Source organism: Ferruginibacter sp., assembly GCF_028288465.1.
GTDB lineage: Bacteria > Bacteroidota > Bacteroidia > Chitinophagales > Chitinophagaceae > Ferruginibacter.
The window spans coordinates 16,033-40,843 of record NZ_JAQBNR010000054.1 but is presented as its reverse complement, the minus strand read 5'-3'; the positions used below and the strand labels follow the sequence as shown (position 1 = coordinate 40,843).

The 24,811-nt window shown below is 41.0% G+C and carries 21 protein-coding genes and 1 pseudogene; 8 read left to right on the top strand and 14 right to left on the bottom strand.

Translation table 11 applies throughout. The features are described from left to right. Both JWR61_RS21445 and JWR61_RS21440 read right to left on the bottom strand, forming a co-directional pair. A pseudogene (locus tag JWR61_RS21445) lies at window positions 1-240 on the bottom strand (peptidase S8 and S53 subtilisin kexin sedolisin); the annotation flags it as partial. A gap of 100 nt (window positions 241-340) precedes the next feature. Further along, window positions 341-1,267: a PfkB family carbohydrate kinase gene (locus JWR61_RS21440; protein WP_301929747.1), complete on the bottom strand. Its 927-nt coding sequence runs from the start codon at window positions 1,265-1,267 to the stop codon at window positions 341-343. Between the two features lie 252 nt (window positions 1,268-1,519). Between JWR61_RS21440 and JWR61_RS21435 the strand changes: the two genes are divergently transcribed. Then, a complete protein-coding gene (locus JWR61_RS21435) occupies window positions 1,520-2,128 on the top strand; it encodes an L-threonylcarbamoyladenylate synthase (RefSeq protein WP_301929746.1) in 609 nt (202 codons plus the stop codon). 91 nt (window positions 2,129-2,219) lie between these two features. Here JWR61_RS21435 and JWR61_RS21430 read toward each other — a convergent pair whose 3' ends face one another. Further along, a complete protein-coding gene (locus tag JWR61_RS21430; protein WP_301929745.1) occupies window positions 2,220-2,525 on the bottom strand; it encodes a hypothetical protein in 306 nt (101 codons plus the stop codon). A gap of 225 nt (window positions 2,526-2,750) precedes the next feature. Beyond that, window positions 2,751-3,347, bottom strand: a complete 597-nt coding sequence (locus JWR61_RS21425; protein WP_301929744.1) for a ribonuclease HII — start codon at window positions 3,345-3,347, stop codon at window positions 2,751-2,753. Between the two features lie 81 nt (window positions 3,348-3,428). Between JWR61_RS21425 and JWR61_RS21420 the strand changes: the two genes are divergently transcribed. Next, complete coding sequence (locus tag JWR61_RS21420; protein ID WP_301929743.1) at window positions 3,429-4,475, top strand: COX15/CtaA family protein; 1,047 nt, start codon at window positions 3,429-3,431, stop codon at window positions 4,473-4,475. A gap of 83 nt (window positions 4,476-4,558) precedes the next feature. Continuing rightward, window positions 4,559-6,778: a hypothetical protein gene (locus tag JWR61_RS21415; protein WP_301929742.1), complete on the top strand. Its 2,220-nt coding sequence runs from the start codon at window positions 4,559-4,561 to the stop codon at window positions 6,776-6,778. A 52-nt stretch (window positions 6,779-6,830) separates the two neighbouring features. Here JWR61_RS21415 and JWR61_RS21410 read toward each other — a convergent pair whose 3' ends face one another. The 7 genes from JWR61_RS21410 to paaI form a co-directional block, all read right to left on the bottom strand. After that, the gene (locus tag JWR61_RS21410) at window positions 6,831-7,280 is read right to left on the bottom strand and encodes a CBS domain-containing protein (RefSeq protein WP_301929741.1); all 450 of its coding nucleotides are present in this window, start codon (window positions 7,278-7,280) and stop codon (window positions 6,831-6,833) included. A 62-nt stretch (window positions 7,281-7,342) separates the two neighbouring features. Continuing rightward, complete coding sequence (locus JWR61_RS21405) at window positions 7,343-8,248, bottom strand: diacylglycerol kinase family protein (protein WP_301929740.1); 906 nt, start codon at window positions 8,246-8,248, stop codon at window positions 7,343-7,345. 154 nt (window positions 8,249-8,402) lie between these two features. Further along, on the bottom strand, window positions 8,403-9,452 hold the full coding sequence (locus JWR61_RS21400; RefSeq protein WP_301929739.1) for a 3-oxoacyl-ACP synthase III family protein: 1,050 nt from the start codon (window positions 9,450-9,452) through the stop codon (window positions 8,403-8,405). Window positions 9,453-9,560: 108 nt separating this feature from the next. Beyond that, complete coding sequence (locus JWR61_RS21395) at window positions 9,561-10,103, bottom strand: hypothetical protein (RefSeq protein ID WP_301929738.1); 543 nt, start codon at window positions 10,101-10,103, stop codon at window positions 9,561-9,563. Window positions 10,104-10,377: 274 nt separating this feature from the next. Continuing rightward, complete coding sequence (locus JWR61_RS21390; RefSeq protein WP_301929737.1) at window positions 10,378-11,247, bottom strand: CPBP family intramembrane glutamic endopeptidase; 870 nt, start codon at window positions 11,245-11,247, stop codon at window positions 10,378-10,380. Between the two features lie 84 nt (window positions 11,248-11,331). Then, entirely contained in the window at window positions 11,332-12,336 is a 1,005-nt protein-coding gene (gene obgE / locus JWR61_RS21385) for a GTPase ObgE (RefSeq protein ID WP_290340803.1), read from the bottom strand. 71 nt (window positions 12,337-12,407) lie between these two features. Then, window positions 12,408-12,839: a hydroxyphenylacetyl-CoA thioesterase PaaI gene (paaI, locus tag JWR61_RS21380; RefSeq protein ID WP_301929736.1), complete on the bottom strand. Its 432-nt coding sequence runs from the start codon at window positions 12,837-12,839 to the stop codon at window positions 12,408-12,410. A 769-nt stretch (window positions 12,840-13,608) separates the two neighbouring features. Here paaI and JWR61_RS21375 point away from each other — a divergent pair. The 3 genes from JWR61_RS21375 (at window position 13,609) to JWR61_RS21365 (ending at window position 15,908) form a co-directional block, all read left to right on the top strand. Further along, window positions 13,609-14,337 (top strand): intradiol ring-cleavage dioxygenase, encoded by a 729-nt coding sequence (locus JWR61_RS21375; protein WP_301929735.1) that lies wholly within the window; start codon window positions 13,609-13,611, stop codon window positions 14,335-14,337. A gap of 79 nt (window positions 14,338-14,416) precedes the next feature. Beyond that, complete coding sequence (locus tag JWR61_RS21370) at window positions 14,417-14,947, top strand: hypothetical protein (RefSeq protein WP_301929734.1); 531 nt, start codon at window positions 14,417-14,419, stop codon at window positions 14,945-14,947. A 205-nt stretch (window positions 14,948-15,152) separates the two neighbouring features. Next, a complete protein-coding gene (locus JWR61_RS21365; RefSeq protein ID WP_301929733.1) occupies window positions 15,153-15,908 on the top strand; it encodes a DUF6089 family protein in 756 nt (251 codons plus the stop codon). A 44-nt stretch (window positions 15,909-15,952) separates the two neighbouring features. Here the strand turns inward: JWR61_RS21365 and JWR61_RS21360 are convergent, their stop codons facing one another. From JWR61_RS21360 to ligA, 3 genes are all read right to left on the bottom strand, one after another. After that, complete coding sequence (locus JWR61_RS21360) at window positions 15,953-16,615, bottom strand: DUF2461 domain-containing protein (protein ID WP_301929732.1); 663 nt, start codon at window positions 16,613-16,615, stop codon at window positions 15,953-15,955. Between the two features lie 78 nt (window positions 16,616-16,693). After that, window positions 16,694-17,263, bottom strand: coding sequence for a hypothetical protein (locus JWR61_RS21355; protein ID WP_301929731.1), 570 nt, complete (start codon window positions 17,261-17,263; stop codon window positions 16,694-16,696). A gap of 81 nt (window positions 17,264-17,344) precedes the next feature. Then, a complete protein-coding gene (gene ligA, locus JWR61_RS21350) occupies window positions 17,345-19,447 on the bottom strand; it encodes an NAD-dependent DNA ligase LigA (protein ID WP_301929730.1) in 2,103 nt (700 codons plus the stop codon). A gap of 204 nt (window positions 19,448-19,651) precedes the next feature. Here ligA and JWR61_RS21345 point away from each other — a divergent pair, with 204 nt between their 5' ends. Together JWR61_RS21345 and JWR61_RS21340 are read left to right on the top strand one after the other, a co-directional pair. Continuing rightward, window positions 19,652-24,019: an alpha-amylase family glycosyl hydrolase gene (locus tag JWR61_RS21345; RefSeq protein ID WP_301929729.1), complete on the top strand. Its 4,368-nt coding sequence runs from the start codon at window positions 19,652-19,654 to the stop codon at window positions 24,017-24,019. Between the two features lie 35 nt (window positions 24,020-24,054). Beyond that, window positions 24,055-24,795, top strand: a complete 741-nt coding sequence (locus JWR61_RS21340; protein ID WP_290340795.1) for an NUDIX domain-containing protein — start codon at window positions 24,055-24,057, stop codon at window positions 24,793-24,795. Window positions 24,796-24,811 lie beyond the last annotated feature (16 nt).

Sequence of the window (24,811 nt, the reverse complement as noted above, 5' to 3'; positions counted from 1 at the left end):
ACTCTTCAGGTCTTCATGCAGGGTATCGATACCACTGTCTATCACTGCGATAATCACCTGCGTGCTTTTTTTACCTGCCAGTAATTCATAGGCTTCTTTAACACCTGTGCCAACATAACCATCCTGCTGGTAATTGAGTAAATGCCATCCTTTTAGTTTGGGGCGGGCTGTGTTGGGCTGTGCATTTGCTCCCGTAAAAAATAACAACAATAAAAAAATTCCAAATATTTTCCTGCGCATGGGTAATAAATTTAGGGCCGGTGATTGCTTGCCTGTAAATGTATCAAAAATTAAAAAGCCGGCATTACGAATACCGGCTTTTATAATAAATTTTAACGGCTTATGCCACTACGTCAATTTCAAAATTTACCAGCTGTACAAATTCATCCAGCCTTGCGTCAATATCTGCTTTGTTAATTTCTTTCATCCTGTTGGGACCAAATTTTTCAACACAAAAACTGGCCATCGCACTTCCCACTATTACCGCAGTTTTCATATTGGAAAAACTAATGTCTTTTGTTTTGGCCAAATGGCCGATAAAACCACCGGCAAATGTATCTCCTGCACCGGTCGGGTCAAATACTTCTTCCAACGGTAAACCCGGGGCCGAAAAAATATGGTTTTTATGAAACAATAATGCGCCATGTTCTCCCTTTTTAATAACTAAAAAAGCAGGCCCCATTTCCATGATTATTTTGGCGGCTTTCACAAGCGAAACTTCGCCGCTCAGCTGCCGGGCTTCACCATCATTTACCATCAGTACGTCTACTCTTTTTAATACTTTCTTTAGACCGTCCAATGCAATTTCCATCCAAAAATTCATGGTATCCATTACAATCAATTTGGGTCTTTCTTTTAACTGTTCAATTACACTTAACTGGATATCCGGAGACAAATTGCCCAGCATTAAAAAATCGGCACCCTGGTAACTTTCGGGTACCACCGGGTTAAAATCTGCCAGCACATTTAAGTCAGTAATGAGCGTGTCCCTGGTATTCATATCGGTATGGTATTTACCACTCCAGAAAAATGATTTTTTATCAGGAACAATTTCCACTCCTTCCATTTGTACTCCGCGTGTTTTTAACAGGTCCATTTCTTCGGCCGGAAAATCATATCCCACTATAGAAATTTGTTGAACAGGAGTGACAAAATTACTTGCAGCATACGCTACGTAAGTGCCTGAACCACCTACAATTTTATCTACTTTTCCAAAGGGAGTTTCAATGGCATCAAAAGCCATGGTACCTACTGAAATTAACGACATATCCGGGTTTAATTTTGGTTGCTTAAAAATGAATAATAAGCTGCAAAAGTAATGGTTTTTGCTTCAAGGCAGCCGGCAGCATTTGTTCAGTTGGTAACGGATATTTTTATTGGTTGGTATATTTGTAGCATGCAACATAACTGTGAAGGTATTGACGGCTTAAAGTAACTTTGCCGCCTTATTGCAGCGAAGACTATCAATAAATATTTACTATAGCCAAATCTCTTTGCTAAATTGTATAAAACAGTCATTATGCTAATCCAGATACATCCGCAGAATCCCCAGCCAAGGCTCATCAAACAGGTAACAGAATGCCTGAAGGACGGCGGCGTAATTATTTATCCAACCGATACCATTTATGGTTTGGGGTGTGATATTTTTCAACACAAAGCAATCGATAGGATATGTGTCATTAAAAATATTGATCCTGCCAAAGTGCAAATGAGCTTTATTTGCCGGGATCTTAGCCACTTAAGCGATTATACCAAAAGTATTGGTACGCCGCTTTACAGAATGCTGAAGAATTATTTGCCCGGCCCGTATACTTTTATTTTACCGGCCAGCAAACAGGTGCCTAAAATTTTACAAACGAAAAAAAGTACCATAGGTTTGCGTATACCCGATAACGTTATATGCCGCGACATACTGGATGTGCTGGATCACCCGATTTTAAGCACCTCGCTGCCTGGCGAAATGGTGGAGGAGTACACAGACCCGGAAATCATTCATGAAAAATTTGGCCATTTGGTCGATATTGTGATTGATGGCGGACCTGGTGGTATGATCCCTTCTACCATTGTTGATTGTGTAACCGATAATTGGGTAATTACAAGACAGGGTGCCGGAGAATGGACTGCTTAGTTGTCGGAACTTCTAAACCCCCAACCAGTAATGATAAAAAAAGGTACCGGCCAAAGCCAGTACCTGCTGATTAATCCCCGCTTATAATGATTTAATTTCTTTCTCTTTCGTTGTGTTTTTTACGGAAAATTTTGCGGCTTTCCCGCTTTTGATCTTTCCGGATATCTTTTACTTCAGCTTTGGTAACCACGCCGTCAGCCTTTGCTTCCTGCTTTTCCTGGCGAATTTCTTTTTGGTCGTTGCGCAGGTTAGTGGCTTCTGTTTTTGTTAACTCGCCGCTTTTAACGCCCTGGCGTATGCGTTGGTGCTGACGGTGTGCTACCGTGTGAGTTTGTGCGTTTGCACTGGTAATACCAAGTGCCAGTACGATTGTTGTAATTGCAATTTTGATAGTCATAATAATTGGTTTTTGATTGAGTGATTTTTTTGTTTAAGAAATATATAGGGCTAAAAATCTTTTTTCTGAAAGAAAACCTTGAAATGACCGCTGGTGTACACTTGCAAATTATGCGTTGTAATTGCTGATGCATTTGTTTTGGTTATCAATAAAGCAGCTTAACTGGCGCTTATATACAGACTGACGCTGCTAAACAAAGTTTAATTAGACGAAATAAAAAGAAAATTATTGTTCAGCGAAGGGGATGGGGGAAATGTCAAAACTTTTGCGATGATAGCAACAGAGGCCATGACTGGCAATGGCTTCCCTGTGAAAAGGAGTGCCGTATCCCTTGTTATCATGCCAGCCGTAGTGGGGGTATTGGTGATGCAGTTGCTGCATGTACTCATCCCGGTAAGTTTTAGCCAAAACGCTTGCCGCAGCTATTGAAGCATACAGCCCGTCACCCTTAACAATACATTGGTGAGGAAGATTTTGATAGGCTTTAAAGCGGTTACCGTCTACCAACAACAATTGTGGCACAGCGTTTAATTTATCAAGCGAAAGATGCATGGCTTTAAAAGACGCCTGCAAAATATTGATGGTATCTATTTCATCATTATCAACTGAAGCCACAGCAAAGGCAATGCTTTCTTTTTCAATAATGGGGCGGAGGAGATTGCGTTCTTCTTCTTTTAATTGTTTGCTGTCATTCAACAGGGGGTGGCAAAAATCCAACGGTAAAATAACGGCAGCGGCAAACACCGGCCCTGCATAACAACCTCTTCCGGCTTCGTCCAGCCCGGCTTCAATTAAATCTTTTTGATAATAAGAAAGCAACATGTGGAACAAATATCTGTCAAAAAACGCAAAAACTAATTCAATGTGCAAATACAGTCATTGCTACGCTAAATTTGCACCGCTATGGATTCAACTTTAGAACAACGGAATAATAAACAGGTAGCTTTTTGGCTATTAACAGGGGTGGCAATGATTGTGATACAGGTACTGATTGGCGGTATCACCCGCTTAACAGAATCCGGGCTTTCCATTACGGAATGGAAACCCATCACTGGTGCATTGCCGCCGTTAAGTGATGCAGCCTGGCAGGCCGAATTTGATCGCTATAAAGTAACCGACCAGTTTAAATACGTGCATCAGAATTTTTCGCTCAGCGATTTTAAAGGCATATTTTTTTGGGAATGGTTTCACCGCCTGTGGGCAAGAACGATGGGGATGGTTTTTTTGATTGGCTTTATCTATTTCCTGGCTACCAAAAAATTCAATAAAAAAATGATTTTGCCCATGGTGATTTTATTTTTATTGGGCGCTGTGCAAGGTGCTATCGGCTGGTTTATGGTAAAAAGCGGGCTGGTACCGGAAAAATATTTTGTGGGGCATATAGAGCTGGCTACGCATTTTATAGCAGCGTTAGGCTTGTTGTGTTATACTTTATGGTTCGCACTGGGATTGCTGGAAGCTCCGGCAAAAAAGGTGATCAATGCCAGGCTACAGGGTATAATGCTGGCAATTGTAACCGTATTGTTTTTCCAGTTAATTTATGGTGCATTTATGGCGGGCTTAAGAGCTGCAGTTACTGCACCCACCTGGCCGGATATCAATGGCCAAATCATTCCTGCTGGTTTAAATGAATTATCTCCTTTTTCAAAAAATTTGCTGGATAATAAAATTACCATTCATTTTATTCACAGGGGCCTGGCTTATCTGCTTTTTGCCCTGATTACGTATTGGTATTTTGCTGCTTCGGAGGTAAAAAACCATCTGCTATTTACCAAATTACGATCGTGGGTATTGATGCTTGTGATACTTCAGGTTGTACTGGGAATTTGCACCGTTTTAAATGCCACTTATCCCAGCCGCCTGGTATTGCTTGGCGTGTCGCACCAGTTTGTAGCCATGTCGCTGCTGATATGTGTGGTATCCATTCTGTTTGTGTTAAAAAGAAAATAAAATATTCTGGCAAAATAATTCGGCGTTGCGGATGTTATGTACTTGTGTTTAATAAGTAGTACATTTAAAAAAAGTCCATATACATGAAGCTTTTGCTGAGGAATATCTTTTATTCTTTCCCTATACAGTTACTGATCCTGCATTTTAGAAAGTACCAGGTATTGTTGATATTTTGGTTCCTGATGGCCAGCACTATCAACAGTGGCTTTATGAAAAATTTTGGGGCAGATGCTTTGTTTTTCGTTCCCGAATACCTTGGTAAAGTAAATGCACTTAGCTCTGCGGCGGTGGGTATTGCAATGGGTGTATTTTTTATGAGCTGGAATATTACCACTTTTATTTTGCATACCCGGCGGTTCAAGTTTTTGGCTACTGCATCCACGCCTTTTTTGAAATATTGTATAAACAATGGCCTGTTGCCTTTATTTTTCCTTGCTTTTTACCTGGTGAAATCTATACAGTTTAATACTTATAAAGAGTTGCTAAGTACGGGTGAAGAGGTTGCCCTTGTACTTGGGTTTTTAGGAGGGTTTATAGCCCTGGTGGCTTTTTCTTTTGCATTCTTTTTTGGAGTTGACAGAACTATTTTACGCACTATTACCCCGGTAGTAGCCAATCCTGAATTTTTCAGAAGCAATTTTGATCCGTCGAAAAAACCACACACGGATGGTTTTGGCATGAAGGTGAGTTATTTCCTTAGCGGGCGGTTTAAATTTCGCAAAGCCAGGCCTGTAACGCATTACAACCAGGACTTTTTAGACACTATTTTTAAGCGCCATCACTTTGCAGCGATGATGGGCATCATTCTCGCTTTTATTTTTCTGATTGTATGCGGTTTTTTTTTAGATGTAAAATTTTTTCAGCCACCTGCTGCTGCAAGCATCGTTGTATTCTTTGCCCTGATGGTGGCCGTGATAGGCGCATTGACCTATTTTTTGCAAAGCTGGAGCCTGCTGTTTGTAATTGCCCTTGTTGCCATACTGAATATTTTATATGAGAAAGAAATCATCGATCCACGCAACAAGGCTTACGGTATAAATTACACCAATAAAGATCAACGGCCGCAATACAGCCGTCAGTCATTGCAGCAAATTTGTTCGCCCGCCAACATAACAGCCGATAAAAACAATATGATCCAGGTATTGAATAACTGGAAAAAAAAGCAACAGGAGGTTAAGCCGGCCATCCTGTTTTTAAACGTTAGTGGCGGGGGCTTGCGCAGTACCACATTTGTGATGAATACCCTGCAGCAACTCGACAGCATTACAGGCGGCAGTCTAATGCGCCACACTTTTTTAATAAGTGGCGCCAGCGGCGGTATGCTGTCTGCAGCATATTACCGAGAGTTATACAGGCAAAAATTACAGGGCCAAAATCTAAATCTTCACCAGGAAGTTTACCGGGATAATATCGCACAGGATTTACTAAATCCTGTTTTTTCTTCCATGATCAGCAGGGATATTTTTTCCCCGGCGCAAAAATTTAGGGTAGGTCCCTATAGTTATATTAAAGACAGGGGATATGCCTTTGAAGAAAAGCTCAATGAAAATTCGGGTAAAATATTAAACCGGCAATTAAAAGATTACGCGGCCGATGAAAAAGCAGCCAACATTCCGATGATGATATTCAACTCCGTGGTTACCGCAGATGGGCGCAAAATGATGATAGGCACACAGCCGCTTAGTTTTATGATGAAACCGGCAGCCTTTGACAATGATAGCAGCGTTAGTCCGGATGCCATTGATTTTGCCGCCTTGTTTCGGCTACAGGACCCTATGAACTTACGGCTACTTACTGCCATGCGGATGAACGCTACGTTTCCCTATGTTTTACCAAATGTATGGTTGCCCTGTAACCCGGTAATTGATGTGATGGATGCAGGCCTGCGGGATAATTTTGGCCAGGAATCCACGTTGCGTTTTATCGATAATTTTAAAGATTGGCTTGCTGAAAACACTAGTGGTGTTTTAATAGTACAAATACGTGACAGGGAAAAAGATAACTGGCAACATCCGCTGGAAACAGGTACTATAACAGATCTATTGGTAAAGCCTGCCACCATGCTACAGCATAACTGGTTTAATCTACAGGATTATTTTCAAAACCAGGCCTATAGTTTTATACCTGAACAAACCAGAACAAATTTGCACCGGCTGGAATTTATATATACGCCTAAAATTGAAGACCAGGGAGCAGCACTGAATTTTCATTTAACCGCAGCTGAAAAGGTAGATGTAATGGCATCTTTTAATGCAGCCAATAACCAGCAGGTATTGAAAGCATTAATACAATTGCTTAAATAAAAAAACCTGTTTGTTACAACAGGTTCCTTCAACAAAAATATTACAACAGGTTTTAAAAAATCTTATCCTGCCATTCCATTGCCTGGTTAAGTGTTAATTCATCAAACACCATTTCCTTGCTTTTGAGCGCTTCTCTTAAAATGTCATTGATGGTTACAACGCCTTTAAATTGATTATGCTCAAACACAATCAGGTAGCGTGTTTTATGTGTATTCAATAATTCCATGCAATGCTCGGCAGTATCCTGCATGTCAATTACCGGAAGCGAAACACTCATCACTTCCTTAACAGCACAACTGTCGCTGTGTAACCCTTTTAAAATTACATTGCGGCTATAATCCCTTTCAGAAAAAATTCCATAGAAGGTATCATTCTTATATACCACCAGGTAGCTAAGGTTAACTGAGTTCATGATGTGCAGAGCTTCAATCACTTTTGCATCGGGATCTACAAAATTAAATGCCGGCGTCTTACTCATTAATATGTTTGCAACTGTACGCATTGGTTTTAGGTTTAAGCTGTTAATAATCTGTAATTGAAGTTACGTTATTTTACCTTAGTTAATTAGCCGGCAGGCTGTATTAATTTAAAGGCATCAGGTATTATTTTTATCACCAGTTTTTGGGCAGTATAAGCCGGATCTCCGTCTACATGCAGCGGTGCTTTATCAAGATTGTGGATGATTAACTGTGGAGTTTGAAAATAAAGTACGTCTCTTTCATGAAACGTTTTATCATCGTGTTCGTTTATTTTACCCGCAGTTACCTGCCTTGCAATTGCCAGCAGCATACGTAGTTTACTCATTTTTTTTACCACCACAATATCAAGCAGGCCGTCATTTAAACTGGCTTTTGGTGCGATGGTAAACTGGTTGCCAAATTGATTGCTGTTGGCTATACTAATAAAAAAAGCTTCGGCAGCAAATGACTTTCCCTTATTTACAATTTCAAAGGAATAAGGTTTGGCCGTAATGAAATTTTCAAGCGTTTTTTTAATATAGGTACCTAATCCACGGGATGACTGCCGGGCAAAATCGTGTGCTACCTGGGCATCAAACCCAAGTCCGCAAAGCATGCAGCTAAAAGTATCATTAATAAAAAAGGAATCAATATAACGGGCTCTACCGGTGAAAATTACATCAAGGGCTTTATTGATTTCCTTTGGAATTTTTGCCGCCAATGCCAGGCCGTTGCCCGATCCCATGGGGATGATGCCAATATTTACATCCTCCTCCATTAAGGTTGCAGCTACCTGGCTAACTGTACCATCTCCGCCGCAAACAACAATATCAGTAACGCCTTCCTGCTCAATTTTTTCTTTTAAAAAATGGTAATTACCCTGGGCGTTGGTATGTAAAATTTCATACGGTATATTTTGTTGCTTTGTTCTTTCTTCAATTATTTTTAAAACAGGCGCCTTGTCTTTTGTTCCAGAAATAGGGTTGATAAAATATATAATTTTACGCAGCATGAATAATTGACTTTAGTAAAACCTTAAAATTAACGTAAAGGCCTAACAGTTGCAGGTAATAGAAATATCATGCAATATTATTAACAATGGTGCTTCTTTTTAATTCTTACTTCCTGAAATTGTTTAGTCAAAAATTATTTCAGATTATAATTGTCTACCAGCGCATCAAAGCACTGGCCCAGGTAAAGCCACTACCAAATGCAGCCAGGCAAACAAGATCGCCGTCGTTTACTTTTCCTTTTTCCCAGGCCTCGCATAAAGCTATAGGAATGGAAGCGGCCGTTGTATTACCGTACTGCTGAATATTATTAAACACCTGGTCATCCCTCAGCCCCAGCTTTTGCTGAACAAACTGGCTGATGCGCAGGTTAGCCTGGTGCGGTATCAGTAAATCAATATCGGTGGCAGCTAAATTGTTTTTTGCAAGTGCTTCCTGTATTACTTCCGGAAATTTTACAATGGCCTTTTTAAACACAGCCGGTCCGTCCATGAACGGAAAATTTTCAGCTTTGTCAATCATTTCTTTACTCATAAACATTTCACCTGCAGGCGCATCATCGTAAGTGGCAACAGCATTGGTTACCCAATGGTTGGCATGCGTGCCAGGGTTGTACATGGCCAGCAGCTCTGCACTCTGGCCATCGCTGTGCAGGTGCGTACTTAAAATTCCCTGACCTGGTTTTTCCGTTGCCTGCAACACCACAGCGCCTGCACCATCACCAAATATCACGGATACATTTCTGCCACGGGTGCTGAAATCCAAACCAAATGAGTGTTTTTCACTGCCGATTACCAGTATATTTTTGTACATGCCGGTTTTAATAAACTGGTCTGCTACCGACAACGCATACACGAAACCGCTGCATTGGTTGCGGATATCCAATGCGCCTATTTCTCTCATTTGCATGGCACGTTGTACAAGCACACCACAACCCGGAAAATAGTAGTCGGGGCTTAAAGTGGCAAAAATAATAAAGTCAATATCAGTTGGTGTAATGCCCGCCCGGTCAATCGCAATTGTCGCAGCTTCTACTGCCATGGTAGTGGTGGTTTCGTTGGTGCGGTGGGCGTACCTGCGCTCTTTAATGCCGGTGCGTTCCTGGATCCACTCATCCGAAGTATCCATAAATTGTTTCAGATCTTCGTTGGTTACTTTGTTTTGAGGAACATACATTCCTATTCCTGCAATTTTACTGGTTGGCATGAGCAATGGTTAAATGAATAAGCAAATTACATCATTGCCGATAATTTGCGGTAGTTGTGGAAAATAGCAATTGTTAATGGAGCGGTAAATAGGTAACTGTGGCTGGTGTCAGTTTACTTTTTTTAAATTTCTGGCAACAAAAAAATCATCATAGGCAGGTGAGGCGTCAAATTTGGAGTGAAACTCAATTTCCCGCCGCAGGTCTTTGCTGTTTTTTAAATAGCGTACGGTGAATTTTTCAGCAAGACAAAGAATGGACAAATTATCGTCATGCCGTTTTATCTCCGCTAAATACATTCTGCCTTTTATAAAGCAGTTTAAAAACTGCCTGCTGGAAACGATGGAAATAAATGCAGTTCCCTTAATGGTATCATTGGTTATAACATGATAAGGCTTTAATTCATCAATATACCCGGTGATGGCAATGTTATATTCCTGGTCGGTGTTTTTGGAAAAAATAATTTTTACTGGGTCTTCCAGATGCTGCTGATCATATGCAGGCTTCGCAACAAACGCAGCCCAGCTGCCTAATAAACTTTCATCAATATTTTCCTGCGCAGCGGCATCAATACCGTAAGGTGAATCGTACGGGCAACCCCATAAAACAATGCAAACCAGTGGAAGTAAAAAAAGAGGTATAAATTTTCTCATCGCAAGATTTTAAAATTAATGTTATTATTTGTAAAAAATAAATTGACTATACTTTTTACGATAGAATAACAAAATTTAGCGACGAAACACAAAAAAAATTGTTGACCGGGCTGAAAAGCCCTGTGGCACATCGTTGCGTCGCACTCTTATACTGCATTTTTTAATTCTACATTGGCTTCCCGGGCAAAGTATAAACACTGAACCAAAATAAATCAACGCAAAAAGTTTGTAATCATTGTGCCCATGAATTGTAGATGCAGCTAAATATGCAGGGTTATATCGGCTTCACTTTACCAAGAATGACCCCAATCCAACCAACGGCTTCCATCATCCAGGCGATACCTAAATGCACGATTAAGCCGCCCCATATACTTCCGGTATTATACACCACAATTCCTAAAAAACTACCACCAAAAAAGCTGCTGATGGCTTCGCCCATGGGTTTACCTAAATGGATGGCGCAGTAAAAGCAGGCCACGGGAATGATACAATGCATACCACAAATACGCATCAGGGCAAGTATTAAAAATCCGCGAAAGAAAAATTCTATGCTTACAAAATCAAAACCGTAACACAATTCAAATACAATATACCGGCCCTTGTCCATCCAGTTTTGCATGGGTATTTTATCAATCAGTTTTGCCTTGGGATAAACCTGTAAAAAATCTTTTTGTGTACCTGCCACTACCAGCAAAGGAATCATTACCAGTAACATCAGCAGATAAGGGCGCAGGCTGTCAAGCGCTTTGGTACCATAAAAAGGTTGGATATTTTTATCCTTTATGAACCATATAAAAAATACCGGTATCAGTAAAACAAAAACGCGTACAACCCAGTTAAGGCAATGCAGGTAAAATAAGCGGATAGGGCCTGACCAGGTGTTTATAAGCCATTGCTGGTGCCAGTTAAAATTTACCCGGAAGGAAAATAACGCAGGAGCTAAAAAAAGAATGATCCAGAACCAGGCATCTTTATAGTAACTGCAATCTTTAAAAAATAACAGTTGTAAAAAAAAGGCGCATGCAAAAGGAATGAAATACAGCAGGTAGTAGCCTGTAAATCTGCCCAGCCGGCTGGTAGGTGCAGCAGCATACTTTTTTTCCAGGTTGTGCCAGTAGTTAAGATAAATAAGGCATCCCAGCATTAATGCTATCAGAAAAAAATACCACCAGTTGAATTCTTTGGTGTAAAAATCTTTCAGGTATTTTAGTACGCTGTTCAGTGCCTTTTATTTTTGTACCTGTTGATTCATGACTGACCAAAGCAGATCTTTTAATTCTGGCAATCCCTGGCCTGTTACGGATGAAATAAAAATATGCGGGATTTTTTGAGGAAGTTCTTTTGCAATGTCAGCTTTCAATTCTGCATCCAGCATATCACTTTTGCTGATGGCAATTACAAAATCTTTCTGCAGCATTTCCGGATTGTATTGTTCCAGTTCGTTAACCAGTATTTCAAATTCTTTTTTATGATCAGCACAATCAGCCGGTATTAAAAACAACAGGATAGAGTTGCGTTCTATATGACGCAAAAACCGGTGCCCAAGGCCTTTTCCTTCTGCCGCACCTTCAATGATGCCCGGTAAATCGGCAATACAAAAACTTTTGCCATCGCGGTATTCTACCATGCCCAGTTGCGGTACCAACGTGGTAAAAGCATAGTCAGCTATTTTTGGTTTTGCGGCGGTAATTACAGATAACAGCGTTGATTTACCAGCATTGGGAAAACCCACCAGGCCTACATCAGCCAATACTTTTAACTCCAGCAATTTCCACCCTTCAGTTCCTTCTTCACCCGGCTGCGCATATTCAGGTGCCTGGTTGGTGGCAGTTTTAAAATTGGCATTTCCCAATCCGCCACGACCTCCTTTTACCCAAATCACTTCCTGGCCATCTTCCAATATTTCTACTTCTTTTTGGCCTGTTGCTTCATCACGGGCAATGGTGCCTAATGGCACTTCAATAATAATATCTTTACCAAAACGGCCGGTACTGTTGTTTTTGCTACCACTTTCTCCATCTTCTGCCAGCACATTTTTGTAATAGCGCAGGTGAAGCAATGTCCACAATTGGGAGCTTCCCCTTAAAATAATATGTGCGCCCCTGCCGCCATCGCCGCCATCCGGACCAGCCATGGCGTTGTATTTGGTACGCATAAAATGCCTGCTACCGGGCCCTCCATGGCCACTGCGGCAAAAAATTCTGATATAATCTATAAAATTTGACTTTTCCATTATTGTTGCAAAGGTCGGTTTTTTTGCGGAGGGTTAAGTACTTAATGATTGTGCGTCGACTTTTTATAAACTCACAGTTGAGTTAACTGTTTATTGGTACGAAAGCAGGTTCCTTTAAAAAGCGCAACTGTGTGCTGTTGCTGGTTGGTAACAGTTACCTGGTAAAGCCCGGTATTTTTTCCATTGTGAATTTCGGTTGCTTCAGCTGTCAGCACATCGGCAACATGTACAGGTTTTATAAAATTAATAGCTGTATCCAACGCTACCGATAATGTATTGCGGCTGTTGCAGGCCAGGGCAAAGCAAGTATCGGCCAGGGAAAAGGCGATGCCGCCATGTACAATGCCAAGGCCATTGATCATCTCTTTGCGAACTACCATTTTTATTTTGCTAAAACCTTCCCTGGCTTCTAATACTTCGATACCGAGCCATTGGCTAAACAGGTCTTGCTGCATAATATGTTTAACTGCTTTTTCCGCAATGCCGCTTTTTTCTGGATTCATACTGTATAATTTTAAGTCGAATGGAATTAATTCAAAGTAGTTTAAGATTTTGCTGAGCATTTCCGAGATTGTTTAGTGCCATGGGGCTGGTACAAAACTAACTATAATAATTACTGCACATCTAACTTCCCCATAACAGCCAGCAGGTGATTTTTTTGTTTTTTATAAACAGCAATACAACACAGCAGGTATTATCTCTCATTCAAATAAAAATATAACATAAAATATGTCTGCTGATATAACCTTCAAATACAGTCCAGTCGGCAAATGAGCGTTAAATGCGCATACAAATAAATAAATAGCAACGATCAATATATCTAAATAAAAAAAATTATATTTATCCAGAAAATATATTATTTTTACAATCTGCTTGCACATTTCCATTTCCTCCTATCTTAATGAAAACCCATCCACAAAGGCATTTTACCTTGGTGTGCTGTTTAAAAGAATTCAAAAAATATATCCTTATAAATAATTGACTAAAGATTTTTCTTGTGGTTTCAGAGGTAAGCAAGGCCGGTGATTTTTATCACTGGCCACTATTTTGTTAGATGTATCCGTTCTTTAATTCTTCATCTTATTTTGCAAATCGATTTTTAAGATTTCCTGTTCTTTTACCGGCACATCAGTCTATTTAACCGGTATAGAATTCCTTTCGGCCAACGCATTTTTATTTTCCTGCATCAGTAAAAAAGTGGCTTGTACCGGCCTTATCCAGGCTTTTTCAATGCCATTCCATTCAATACTTCATAACAAAATCAATTAAACGATGCAACGTAAAAATTTTTTAAAAAACGCTGTGGGCTTATTCAGTACAGCTTTGGTTATGGATGCTTGTAAAAAGGCAGATGTTATTACAGATGCAACCAGTTCGTCTGCAACAGCTGGTACATCAGGTTCATGTGTTGTTGCACCAACAGAAACAGATGGCCCTTATCCTTATCCTGGCGGAGAAATAAACAATCCGCTTAACCGCTCTGATATTACTGGAGGACAAACGGGTGTTGCACTTAAAATTACTTTTACATTGGTCAATACAAATAACAGTTGTGCATTGTTAAGCGGCTACCGTATTGATATCTGGCACTGCAACGCCAAAGGTTATTACTCAGGCTACGGCAACCAGCCGGGAGTGTTGGGTACGCAGAGTTACGTTGGCTCAACCTGGTTAAGAGGATACCAAACAACAGATGCAAATGGCCAGCTTGCGTTTATTACTATTTATCCGGGCTGGTATGCGTCAAGAGCTACCCATTTTCATTTTGAAGTATACAATGGTAGTACGCTGCTAAAAATCGGCCAACTTACAATGCCTGAAACTATTTCAGATGCCATACATGTTACAGCCGGTTATAACGGCACAATAAATACAACAAGAAACGCCAATGATAGTGTGTTTGGTAATTCCGCAACAGATTTGGCCAATCAAACAATGTCACTCGCCGGCAGCATTTCTGCAGGGTATACTGCAACACATACTATCGGAGTTGCCTTATAATATTCCCCGTTTAAATTTAAATATCCTTACAAGAGAAGTTTCACCTTTCCTTTTTATAACACAACCAAATTGAATAATTATGACAAAAGCTTTTATAAAACTTGCATACAGGCAAACAATTGATGCCGGCGCAGCAACGGATTTTGAAAAAAATGTTTGGCATTTTTCTTACGAAGAATATAAATTAAAATCACAGGCTTATAATTTGGATAACACTATCAACTGCTTCTCGCAACTTAAAGAAAAAGATGGTCGTGCAAATTCATTACACTATAAATCGGGTTTTGCTGTAGGTAGTTTTGTAGAAAATTTAAAAGGTAAAATCCCTTCATTACAAGATGCCTTAGGCCAAAGCATCCATTTTGATAGCTGGCAGTTTGAAGTGATTGAATCAGACATTACCAATCAGACGTTACATAAAATAGCCATTGTCTATACAACAAGCTTCTTTACTATCCACCAGGTAATCGGCGAAACACTGTTATTATCGAAAGAAAAAAATCCCGAACACGGTCAGTACCAAAATGACGAAACGTTTATGATTGCTTTGCAGCCTGGTTTATCCATTATTCAATACCAGGAAATAAATGTTATGAATTTATATGCTTGATTATACCACTGTAATTATTTTACTTTATGATTTCTTTGTGATTTTCGCCCGCAATATTCCATAGCTTAGCACATTATTATCTCTGCATCAATACTTTTAAAAGCGCTGTTACCTCTTTCATGGATTAGTTTTTACCTGCACATTTATTCTACCAGATTTTTCTAACTGCATGGGAATTTTTTATTCAATCTAAAAAATTATCGCCATGAGTAAACCAAACAAAGCAGGATTTTTTACTATTGCAGCGTTGATGGGAAGCATTTCCATTTGTCACGCCCAGCTAAATTTGAGTAACTGGCAGGTAGGTGTTAACGCAGGCACATTTGTTTACCAGGGTGATCTTACGCCAGAAACTTTTGGATCGTACAAAACGCTGAAACCAACGCTGGGTTTTTACATTTCCCGTATTTTAAATCCATCATTTATTTTACGTACCAATATTGCTACCGGGCGTTTGCTGGGCTCCGATGCAAGGTACAGCAGCCCCGCATACCGCCAGCAACGCAACCTGCGCTTTACTTCACCTGTTACAGAAATTTCTGAACTGATGGTATGGAATATGTTTGGTAATAACGGCAATGAAATTGGCAACCGTTTTTCGCCTTATGTTTTTGGCGGGGTAGGAGTAAGCTTCTTAAATATTGACCGCAGCAGTAACTTAAACAAATCGTTTTTTGTAAATGAACCTCGGGTAACGACTGGACTTGCCGCGGACATGAACAGAACACCACCACGTACTATTTTAGTTGTGCCAGCGGGTATTGGAGTAGAATATTTTTTAACGTCCAATATATCCCTAACTGCGGAAACAAATTTCAGGTATACTTTTACAGATTATTTGGATGGTTTCAGCCAGGTAGCAAATCCTGATAAAAAAGATTTTTACCAGTCGCATACCATTGGGATAGTTTTTAAATTCAATAAAAACAAAGGGTTGCCTTGCCCTGTTATAAAGCGATAAAATCAGCATTGGCAAGTTTAAATACGGTGGTGGATACAATTAATTTATTCAACCGCAAGGTTTAAGAAATCAAGCATTGATTTCATGGTTTCAAAAACTTTGGCCACATCTTTCACCAGTGTTTTACTTTGCAGTTCTGAATCTGTAAAGGGCTTGCTTACAATAAAGTGTTTCATCTTTAAGTAGTGAATGGCGGGGTTTGTTTCATCATAGCCCTTTGGAGGCCTTTGCAGCGATTCAATACCATCCACACCATTGGGGAAATATTTTTTGAATGTTTTGTTGTCAAGGATCTTTTTCCATTCATCAAAATTGTAATCAATTTCCTGGCGTATTTTAGCAAGTTCCGCGGGCATGGGCGAGTAAAATCCGCCGGCAGCATAACTCTTGCCTGGCTCGCAATGAAAATAATATCCGGCCACACTCGCCTTTTTACCACCGCGGCTAAAGTAAGCGGCCATATTATTTTTATAAGGGCTTTTGTTTTTACTAAAGCGAACATCGCGGTTGATGCGAAACGTACAATCTTTCACCTGCAGGTTGCCAATAGGTTCATCGAAACTTGCGATTGCCGGAATTAATTGGCCAACCAATTTCTGCAGATCGGATTTTGCATTTTCGTATACCTGCCGGTGGGCATCAAACCAGGGCTTGTTGTTATTATCCTGGAGGTCTTTTAAAAAACGGATGGTTGCGGATTGCAGCATTGTTATTTTTTTGTCACAAATGTAGGGCAATAAATAAGTAAGGTGGTGTTGTGTTTAGTATGTTTTTTCAGATAAAAATTATTTTACGCCTGCCCAGTTTTCGCCGCTTTTAATTCTGTACAATGTCATTTCACTAACGTTAAATTTCGCGGCTATCATCTTATAAGTTAATTTTCTTTTGGGGTTGCTGATGGCTTCTTTTATCAGCTTTACTTTTGAGACGTTTAGTTTAAGTCCTTCGGTTTTGCCAGCCTGTTTTTTTTTACAAGCAATTTTTTGCGGGTTGTTTTGCTGATGTCTTCCCACTTCATCAGCTGTTGCCCATTGCAGGTTGGTGTAGTGATTATCTTTTTTATTATGGTTAAGATGAATGACGTAGCTGTGTTTGTAAGAAGGCTTTTTACAAAACAGCCTGGCAATTTCCCTGTGGAGATAGATAGTGCCGCTGCCAGCGGGCAGGTGAAGGTTTAACGTGTGGTAGCCGGAAGTGAGCGAACCATTCAGCAGTTGACCATCAGTATGTATGTCCGCGCTATAACTTGCTGCACGGCCATGAGAAGAAACAGCATATTTTTTTCGCAATGTCTTATAACCGTTAAACTGTAAAACGTTCCATTTTTCACCGGGGAGTTTTTTATCATACAGCAAATTTTTAGTTTTTTTTACTGGTTGTAAAAACAAACACTGCTGAATTGTTGTGCAAAAACAAGCTGCTATAAAAATGAAAAATTATTTTTCCAGGGGCAGCATTTTTATAAATTCTTCTTCACTAATTATTTTAATGGTTTGAATTTTTTTTGCTTTTTCCAGTTTGCTGCCAGCATCATCGCCCACAACCAAATAATTTAATTTGCTGCTGACACCACTGACTAATTTTCCGCCGTTTTCTTCCACCTTTTCTTCCGCGTCGCTTCTTTTAAGCCTGGTAAGCGTACCAGTAAACAAGAAGGTTTGTCCGGCCAGCGGCGTATCGGTTACAATTACCTGTTTCTTTTGATTTTTTAGTGAAATGCCCAACTGTTCCAGCTTTCGAAGCATGTGCAGATTTTCCGCATCGTGAAAAAATCGGTAAATGCTTCCTGCTACTTTAACTCCGATGTCTTCGGCCTGCTGCAATTGTTCTTCGCTATACTCTGTAAACTCCATTAAATCATTCACCAGGTTAGCCAGTGTTTTAGCCGTGGTTTCGCCAACATACCGGATACCCAAACCATATATTAACCGGTGCAGCGGCTGCGATTTTGAACTCGTGATGGCGGCCTGCAAATTGTCGAGCGATTTTTTTCCAAAGCCTGGTAATTGACCAATGGCTTCGTAATCCAGTTCATATATACCCGGAACATCTTTTAATAAACCAAGCTCAAAGAATTTGCGCACATTGGCCTCTCCAAAACTTTTAATATCCATTGCATCTTTACTTACAAAATGAATAATTCTTTCCACCACCTGTGCGGGACAATTGATATTGATGCAGCGCCAAACGGCTTCACCTTCCGGCTTAAATAACTGGTGACTGCAAACGGGGCAGCTTGTTGGAAATTGTATGGCTTCTTCTGTACCGTTGCGCAATTCGGTAAATGATTTTACAATTTGTGGTATTACATCGCCGCTGCGTTCTATGAGGATAGTATCACCCAGCATCAACTGCTTTTCCTTAATGTATTCTTCATTATGGATAGAGATGCTTGTTACGGTAACACCGCCAACTGCTGCTGCGGCAATTCTTGCAACAGGGGTAACAGCGCCGGTCCGGCCCACCTGGAAGTTAACGCCGAGTAACTTGCTGGTTGCCTGCCGCGCCTTAAACTTAAAAGCAATTGCCCAGCGGGGATGGTGGGATGTCATCCCCAGCCGCTCCTGTAATTGCAGGTCATTCACTTTCACCACCATTCCATCAATTTCATAAGGCAACGTGTCGCGTTTGTTTTCAAAATCTTCAACGTGCTGAATCACCTTATCTATTCCCTTTACCACCAACATTTCTTTTTTAGGACTTCTGAATCCCAGGTTCCAAAGCATTTCAAGCATGCCGGAGTGAGTAGTTGGCTGGCGCGTGTCCGTAGCAGTTATATAGCTTACATGGTATAAAAAAGCTTCCAGGTTTCTTCGCCCAACTTCCGCGGTATCTTTTATACGCAGCGACCCGGCGGCAGAGTTGCGGGGATTGGCAAATGGCGGAATGCCTTCTTCAATTAATTTATCGTTGAATTTTTTAAAATTATTTTTATTGATCAGTACTTCACCCCGTATCTCAATTTGCTCAATACCATAATTGCTGAATTTGGCGCTGAGCGGCAGAGATTTTATTTGCCGCGTATTGATGGTAATTTCATCACCGACCACACCATCGCCCCGGGTAGCAGAACGATACAGCTGGTCATTGTCGTATATCAGTGAAATACTGGCGCCATCAAACTTAGGTTCTACGCAATATTCAATTACAGAAAGGCCTGAGAGTTCTTTCGCCTTCCTGTCCCAGTCAAGCAAATCATCGGCATTGTATGAATTTTCTAAAGATAGCATTGGCACCAGGTGCTGCACTTTTGGAAAACTGCTCACCAATCCTTTGCCTACTCTTTGTGTAGGAGAGTCCTGAGTGACCAGTTCGGGATGGACCTTTTCAAATTTTTCCAGCAGTTTGTATAAAATATCATACTCTTCATCGCTGATAAGCGGATCGTTTTGTACATAGTACCGGTATTCATGAAAGCGAAGTATTTCCCTAAGGCTGTCAACCTTGCCCGTGGTAACCGGGTCGCTCTTTTCCCTGGCAGCCAATAACCAATCACTGGTTTTGGACTGTAAATTTTTCGTTTGGCTGTTGTCGTACATATAATTGTTGCTGCTGTAAAATTATATAATTCAATCACTAATAATTACACATAAATTAATACAGTCGTTTTTCTATCCATCCGGTATTGTATGCTACAACAGGGGCAAATCTCTTTTTAAAAAAGTAAAATAAATAAAACAGAAGCCGCATTTTTATTTTGTCACTGTCGATAATGTGTTTAATTTACACATTAAATGCGCCACATGAAAAAAACTCTACAGCTGCTGATCCTCCTTTTTTTTGTTTTTACCGCCAATGCACAGCTACTAACCTGGTCCCCTCAATTTCCAACCGATAATTCTACCATAACAATCACTGTTGACGCAACAAAAGGCAACCAGGCATTGAAAGGATATACGGGGACTGTATATATGCATTTAGGTCTTATTACTAATTTGAGTACAACGCCGGGCGACTGGAAATATGTACCAACCACATGGGCATCTACAACGGCGCCAACAGCAGCTTCTCTCGACGGTAATAAATGGTCGTTTACAATCACCAACCCGAGAGCTTATTTCAATTCAGGCGCTGGCGGAGTACCTGCCGGAGAAACGATCCTGAAGATAGCCCTGCTTTTCAGGGACGCTGCCGGAAACCTGGTGCAAAAAAATGCGGATGGTTCGGATATGTATGTGCCCATTTATACAGCAGGCAGCAATCACATCCAATTTACTACACCGCTGATTGTACCGACCAACACAATTTCTCACGAACCCATTACAGCAACTATAAACCAAGCTGTTGCTGTTGCGGCCACAGCTTCCACTACTACAGGCATTTTAAATTTATACTATAACGGAACAAAAATTACGGGCCCTTTGAGCGGGGTTGCTAACATTACCGGCAATGCATTGGTAACAACAACAGGTAACCAGCAAATCATATCAGAACTTGTTTTAGGAGGCATTAGTTATTATGATACGATCCATTTTTATATAGCCCCGATTACCGTTGTGGCGCCGTTGCCTGCAGGCGTTGTGGAGGGTATCAATTACGCCGCTAACTGTACTTCAGTAACATTGGTTTTGTATGCGCCCAATAAAAGCGATGCAATGGTAATTGGTGATTTTTCCGGCAGCAACTGGATGCCGCAAGCTGCTTTTCAAATGAATAAAACGCCGGATGGCAACTATTACTGGCTCACTATTGATGGGCTTACTTCCGGCCAGGAATATGCTTTTGAATATGTTGTCGACAATGCAATTTATGTTGCTGATCCGTATAGTGAAAAAATACTGGATCCTGCCAACGACCAATATATTCCGGCAGCAACTTACCCAGCGTTAAAGCCATACCCGGTGAATATCAACGTTTCAGCAGGAAAAAATGGAATAATAAGTGTGCTGCAAACATGTGCGCCTGCCTACAACTGGCAGGTAACCAACTTCACAAAGCCGGATAAACGAAACCTCATCACCTACGAATTATTGGTACGTGATTTTGGTGATGCCCGCAATTACCAGATGCTGATTGATACCATCGGTTATTTTAAACGGCTGGGAATAAATGCCATCGAATTGATGCCGGTAAACGAGTTCACCGGAAACGAAAGCTGGGGATATAACCCAACTTTTTATTGTGCGCTTGATAAAGCTTATGGAACAAAAAATAAGTTTAAGGAATTTATTGATCTGTGTCACCAAAATGGTATTGCTATAATCCTGGATGCTGTATATAATCATATGGACGCATTCAGTAATCCGCAGGGCCGGTTATATTGGGATGCTACCGCTGGAATACCAGCCGCAAACAGTCCCTGGTTTAACCAAAATGCGCCGCATCCGTATAGTGTATTTAATGACCTCAACCACACTTCTGCCGCCACGCAATATCTTGTTGAAAGGTCGATGGAATATTGGCTGAAAGAATATAAAGTGGATGGTTTTCGTCTTGACCTGGCAAAGGGATTTACTCAAACACAATCCAGCACCACCACGGTTGAAAACTATGATGCTACCAGGGTTGCCAATTTAAACCGCTATTATGATTATATAGTGCCGAAATTTCCCGGTACGTACATGATACTGGAATTTTTAGGGCAGCAAAGGCAGGAAGAACAGGAATATGCAACGAAAGGATTTATGTTGTGGGGGAATAACAATGCCACTTACAACCAGAATACGATGGGCTATGCCAGCAATGCTGATTTTTCTAAAATTGTATATAATAGTACGCAGGGAGCCTTTACCACACCATCTGAAATGGGATATATGGAAAGCCATGATGAAGAAAGGCTGATGTATAAAAATGAGCAATATGGTAATATTGCAGGCGGTTATAATGTAAAAACTGTTGCCACGGCTTTAGACAGGCAGGCAGCAGCAGCGGCTGTTTTCTTCACTGTGCCGGGGCCAAAAATGTTTTGGCAGTTTGGCGAAAGAGGGTATGACATTTCATTGGGTTTTGGTGGTTCCAACGTAGCCAATAAACCGCCACATTGGGAATATATGGCAGATGCGGACAGGCTGAAATTATGGAATGCCTATGCGCAACTGATAAAATTAAGATTGAATAATCCTGCTGTTTTTAATAACCCCAGTTTTACATATGATTTTAATGACAACAACGGCTTGTTCAGAAAATTACAGATTGCAGATCCTTTGGCTGCAGGTATTAAGGTTACCATAATAGCCAACCTGGATGTATTACCGCAAACCAGGACCATCTCTTTTCAATCTGCCGGCGACTGGAATAATTATTTAAGCAACGGAACAGGCACGGGACTGAATGGTATCACTGGCAATGCTTTTAATCTTACAGCCGCAACACAATCAATCACATTGCAGCCCGGTGAATACCATGTGTATGTAAGCGTTCCCACTTGCGCAACGGTTGCGCCTACTGCAACAAGCCCGGTAAATTATTGCCAGAATGCAGTTGCTGCATCACTTACTGCTACTGGCACAAATTTGTTATGGTACACTACTGCCACCGGTGGTACAGGAACTGCCAACGCTCCGATACCAGTTACATTAACCACTGGCAGTACTAATTATTACGTAACTCAAACAAACGGCTGTGAAAGCTCACGCCTGCCTGTTACTGTTAATATATCAGCAACAACACCAGTACCTGTTATTACTACACCGGTTAACTATTGCAAGGGAGTTACACCTGTTGCACTTACAGCAACCGGCACAGGCTTGCTGTGGTACACTACGGCAACAGGCGGCACCGGTTCTGCAACAGCACCCGTTCCATCAACCGTCGCGGCTGGCACAACAATTTTTTATGTTACACAAACCCTGAGCTGTGGAGAAAGTGCAAGGGCAGCAATAACAGTAAACATTTCTCCCGTTCCGGCTACGCCGGTTGTTGCAACACCGGCTGTGTTTTGCCAGAATACTACGGCGGCGGCCTTAACTGCCACCGGCACCAGTTTATTATGGTATGCTACAGCCATTGGCGGTACGGGCAATACAGCAGCGCCGGTTCCGGCAACTGCTACCACAGGCAATACGATTTACTATGTTACCCAGGCTGTTAACGGTTGCGAAAGCGAAAGAGCCGGCATCACTGCAACTGTAAAAGCAACACCTGCAATGCCATCGGTTCTTTCATCTCTCACTTATTGTCAAAACGCAATCGCCGGTTCTTTGGCAGCTACCGGCACCAGTTTATTATGGTATGACAATGCGGCCGGCGGCACCGGAGTTGCAACCGCCCCGGTACCATCCACTTCCGTTGCAGGAACCGTCAGCTATTATGTAAGTCAGAGTATCAACGGATGTGAAAGTCCGAGAGCATCTATCACGGTAAATACAACAGCACTTCCTGCTATTCCCGCAGTTGTTGAAGCAGTTGCCTATTGTCAGCATGAAAACGCCGCTGTTTTATCAGCAACAGGTACTGATTTGTTATGGTATACTGTTGCTACAGGTGGCGTTGGCAGTTCTGTTGCAATTGTTCCTTCTACAGAGCTTGCTGGTAACACTACTTATTATGTGAGTGAGCGAAACAACTGCGGAGAAAGTGGCCGGGCGGCAGTTACTGTAACTGTAAAAGCAACACCAGCACCTCCAACAGCGTTGGCGGTTTCAGATGTAACACTTACAGCAGCTCATCTCAACTGGACAGCTTTACCAGGCATTTTTTATTCGGTAGATTATAAAGCCATCATCAGCAGCAGCTGGATAAACGTTTTATCGAACAGCACCACAGGCAGTATTGCTATTGAAAATTTATCACCAGCCACAACGTACGACTGGAGAGTTAGTGCCAATTGTACCGGTATTGGTGCCGGTAATTTTAGCAATGCACAGTTTACTACCGCCTCGAGGAATAATACCATTACCAATCTAAAAGATGGATTCGGCCTTAAAATTTCACCGGATCCTGCAGCAGGCGAGGTGGTGATTGATTACCTTGTACCAGGCAGTGGCAAGGTCACCCTTTCATTGATTACGGCGCTCGGGCAGCGAATACAACGCCTGTTCAGCGGTACACAAAACCAGGGACAGTATCAATTAATTTTGCCATACCAGTTAAAGGGGATAAATTCCGGAAATTATTTTATACAGCTTGAACAAAATGGGAAAAGCCATTATATTCACTTTATTAAAAAATAAACAAACTACCATCAACAGATTTTAAAAAAGAACGAATGTCGGCCGCAGAAAAAAAAGCACTGGAAAAAAAGAGTAAATCAATACATGCTATTCAATCAGAACTGGAAAATACCAATCGCATCGCCCTGTCTGTTGACTGTGTAATTTTTGGCTTTGATGAAAACAAACTCAAAGTATTGCTGATAAGAAGTGATTTAAAAAAGTATTCGGGTAAATGGTCATTACTAGGCGACCTTGTATTTCCAAAAGAAGATTTGGATGATGCAGCTTACAGAATATTAAAACAACGGACCGGTTTAAGTGATGTATACCTGGAGCAGGTGCATACGTTTGGAGCTGTTGACAGGCATCCGGCCGGCCGGGTAGTTACAGTTACTTACTGCTCTTTAATTAATGTGCAGCATCATAAAATAAATATTTTAGATAATGAACTGCACTGGCACGATGTACAAACGGTGAAAGACCTCGCTTTTGATCACCAGCAAATATTTGATACCTGTTTAAAACAGTTGCAAAAAAGGGTACAGGAACACCCGTTGGGTTTTAATTTATTACCCAAAAAGTTTTCGCTGAGAGACCTGCAAAATTTATATGAAGCGATACTGGATGTAAAAATGGACAGAAGGAATTTCAGAAAGAAATTTTTTACTATGGACTTGCTGATTGATCTGAATGAAATGGAACAAGATGCACCACACCGTCCGGGAAAGTTGTATAAATTTAATTTTGAGAAATACGAAAAGAAACAGAAGAAATGGGTGGGTATAGACTTTTAGCCCGGCCGCCCACGTA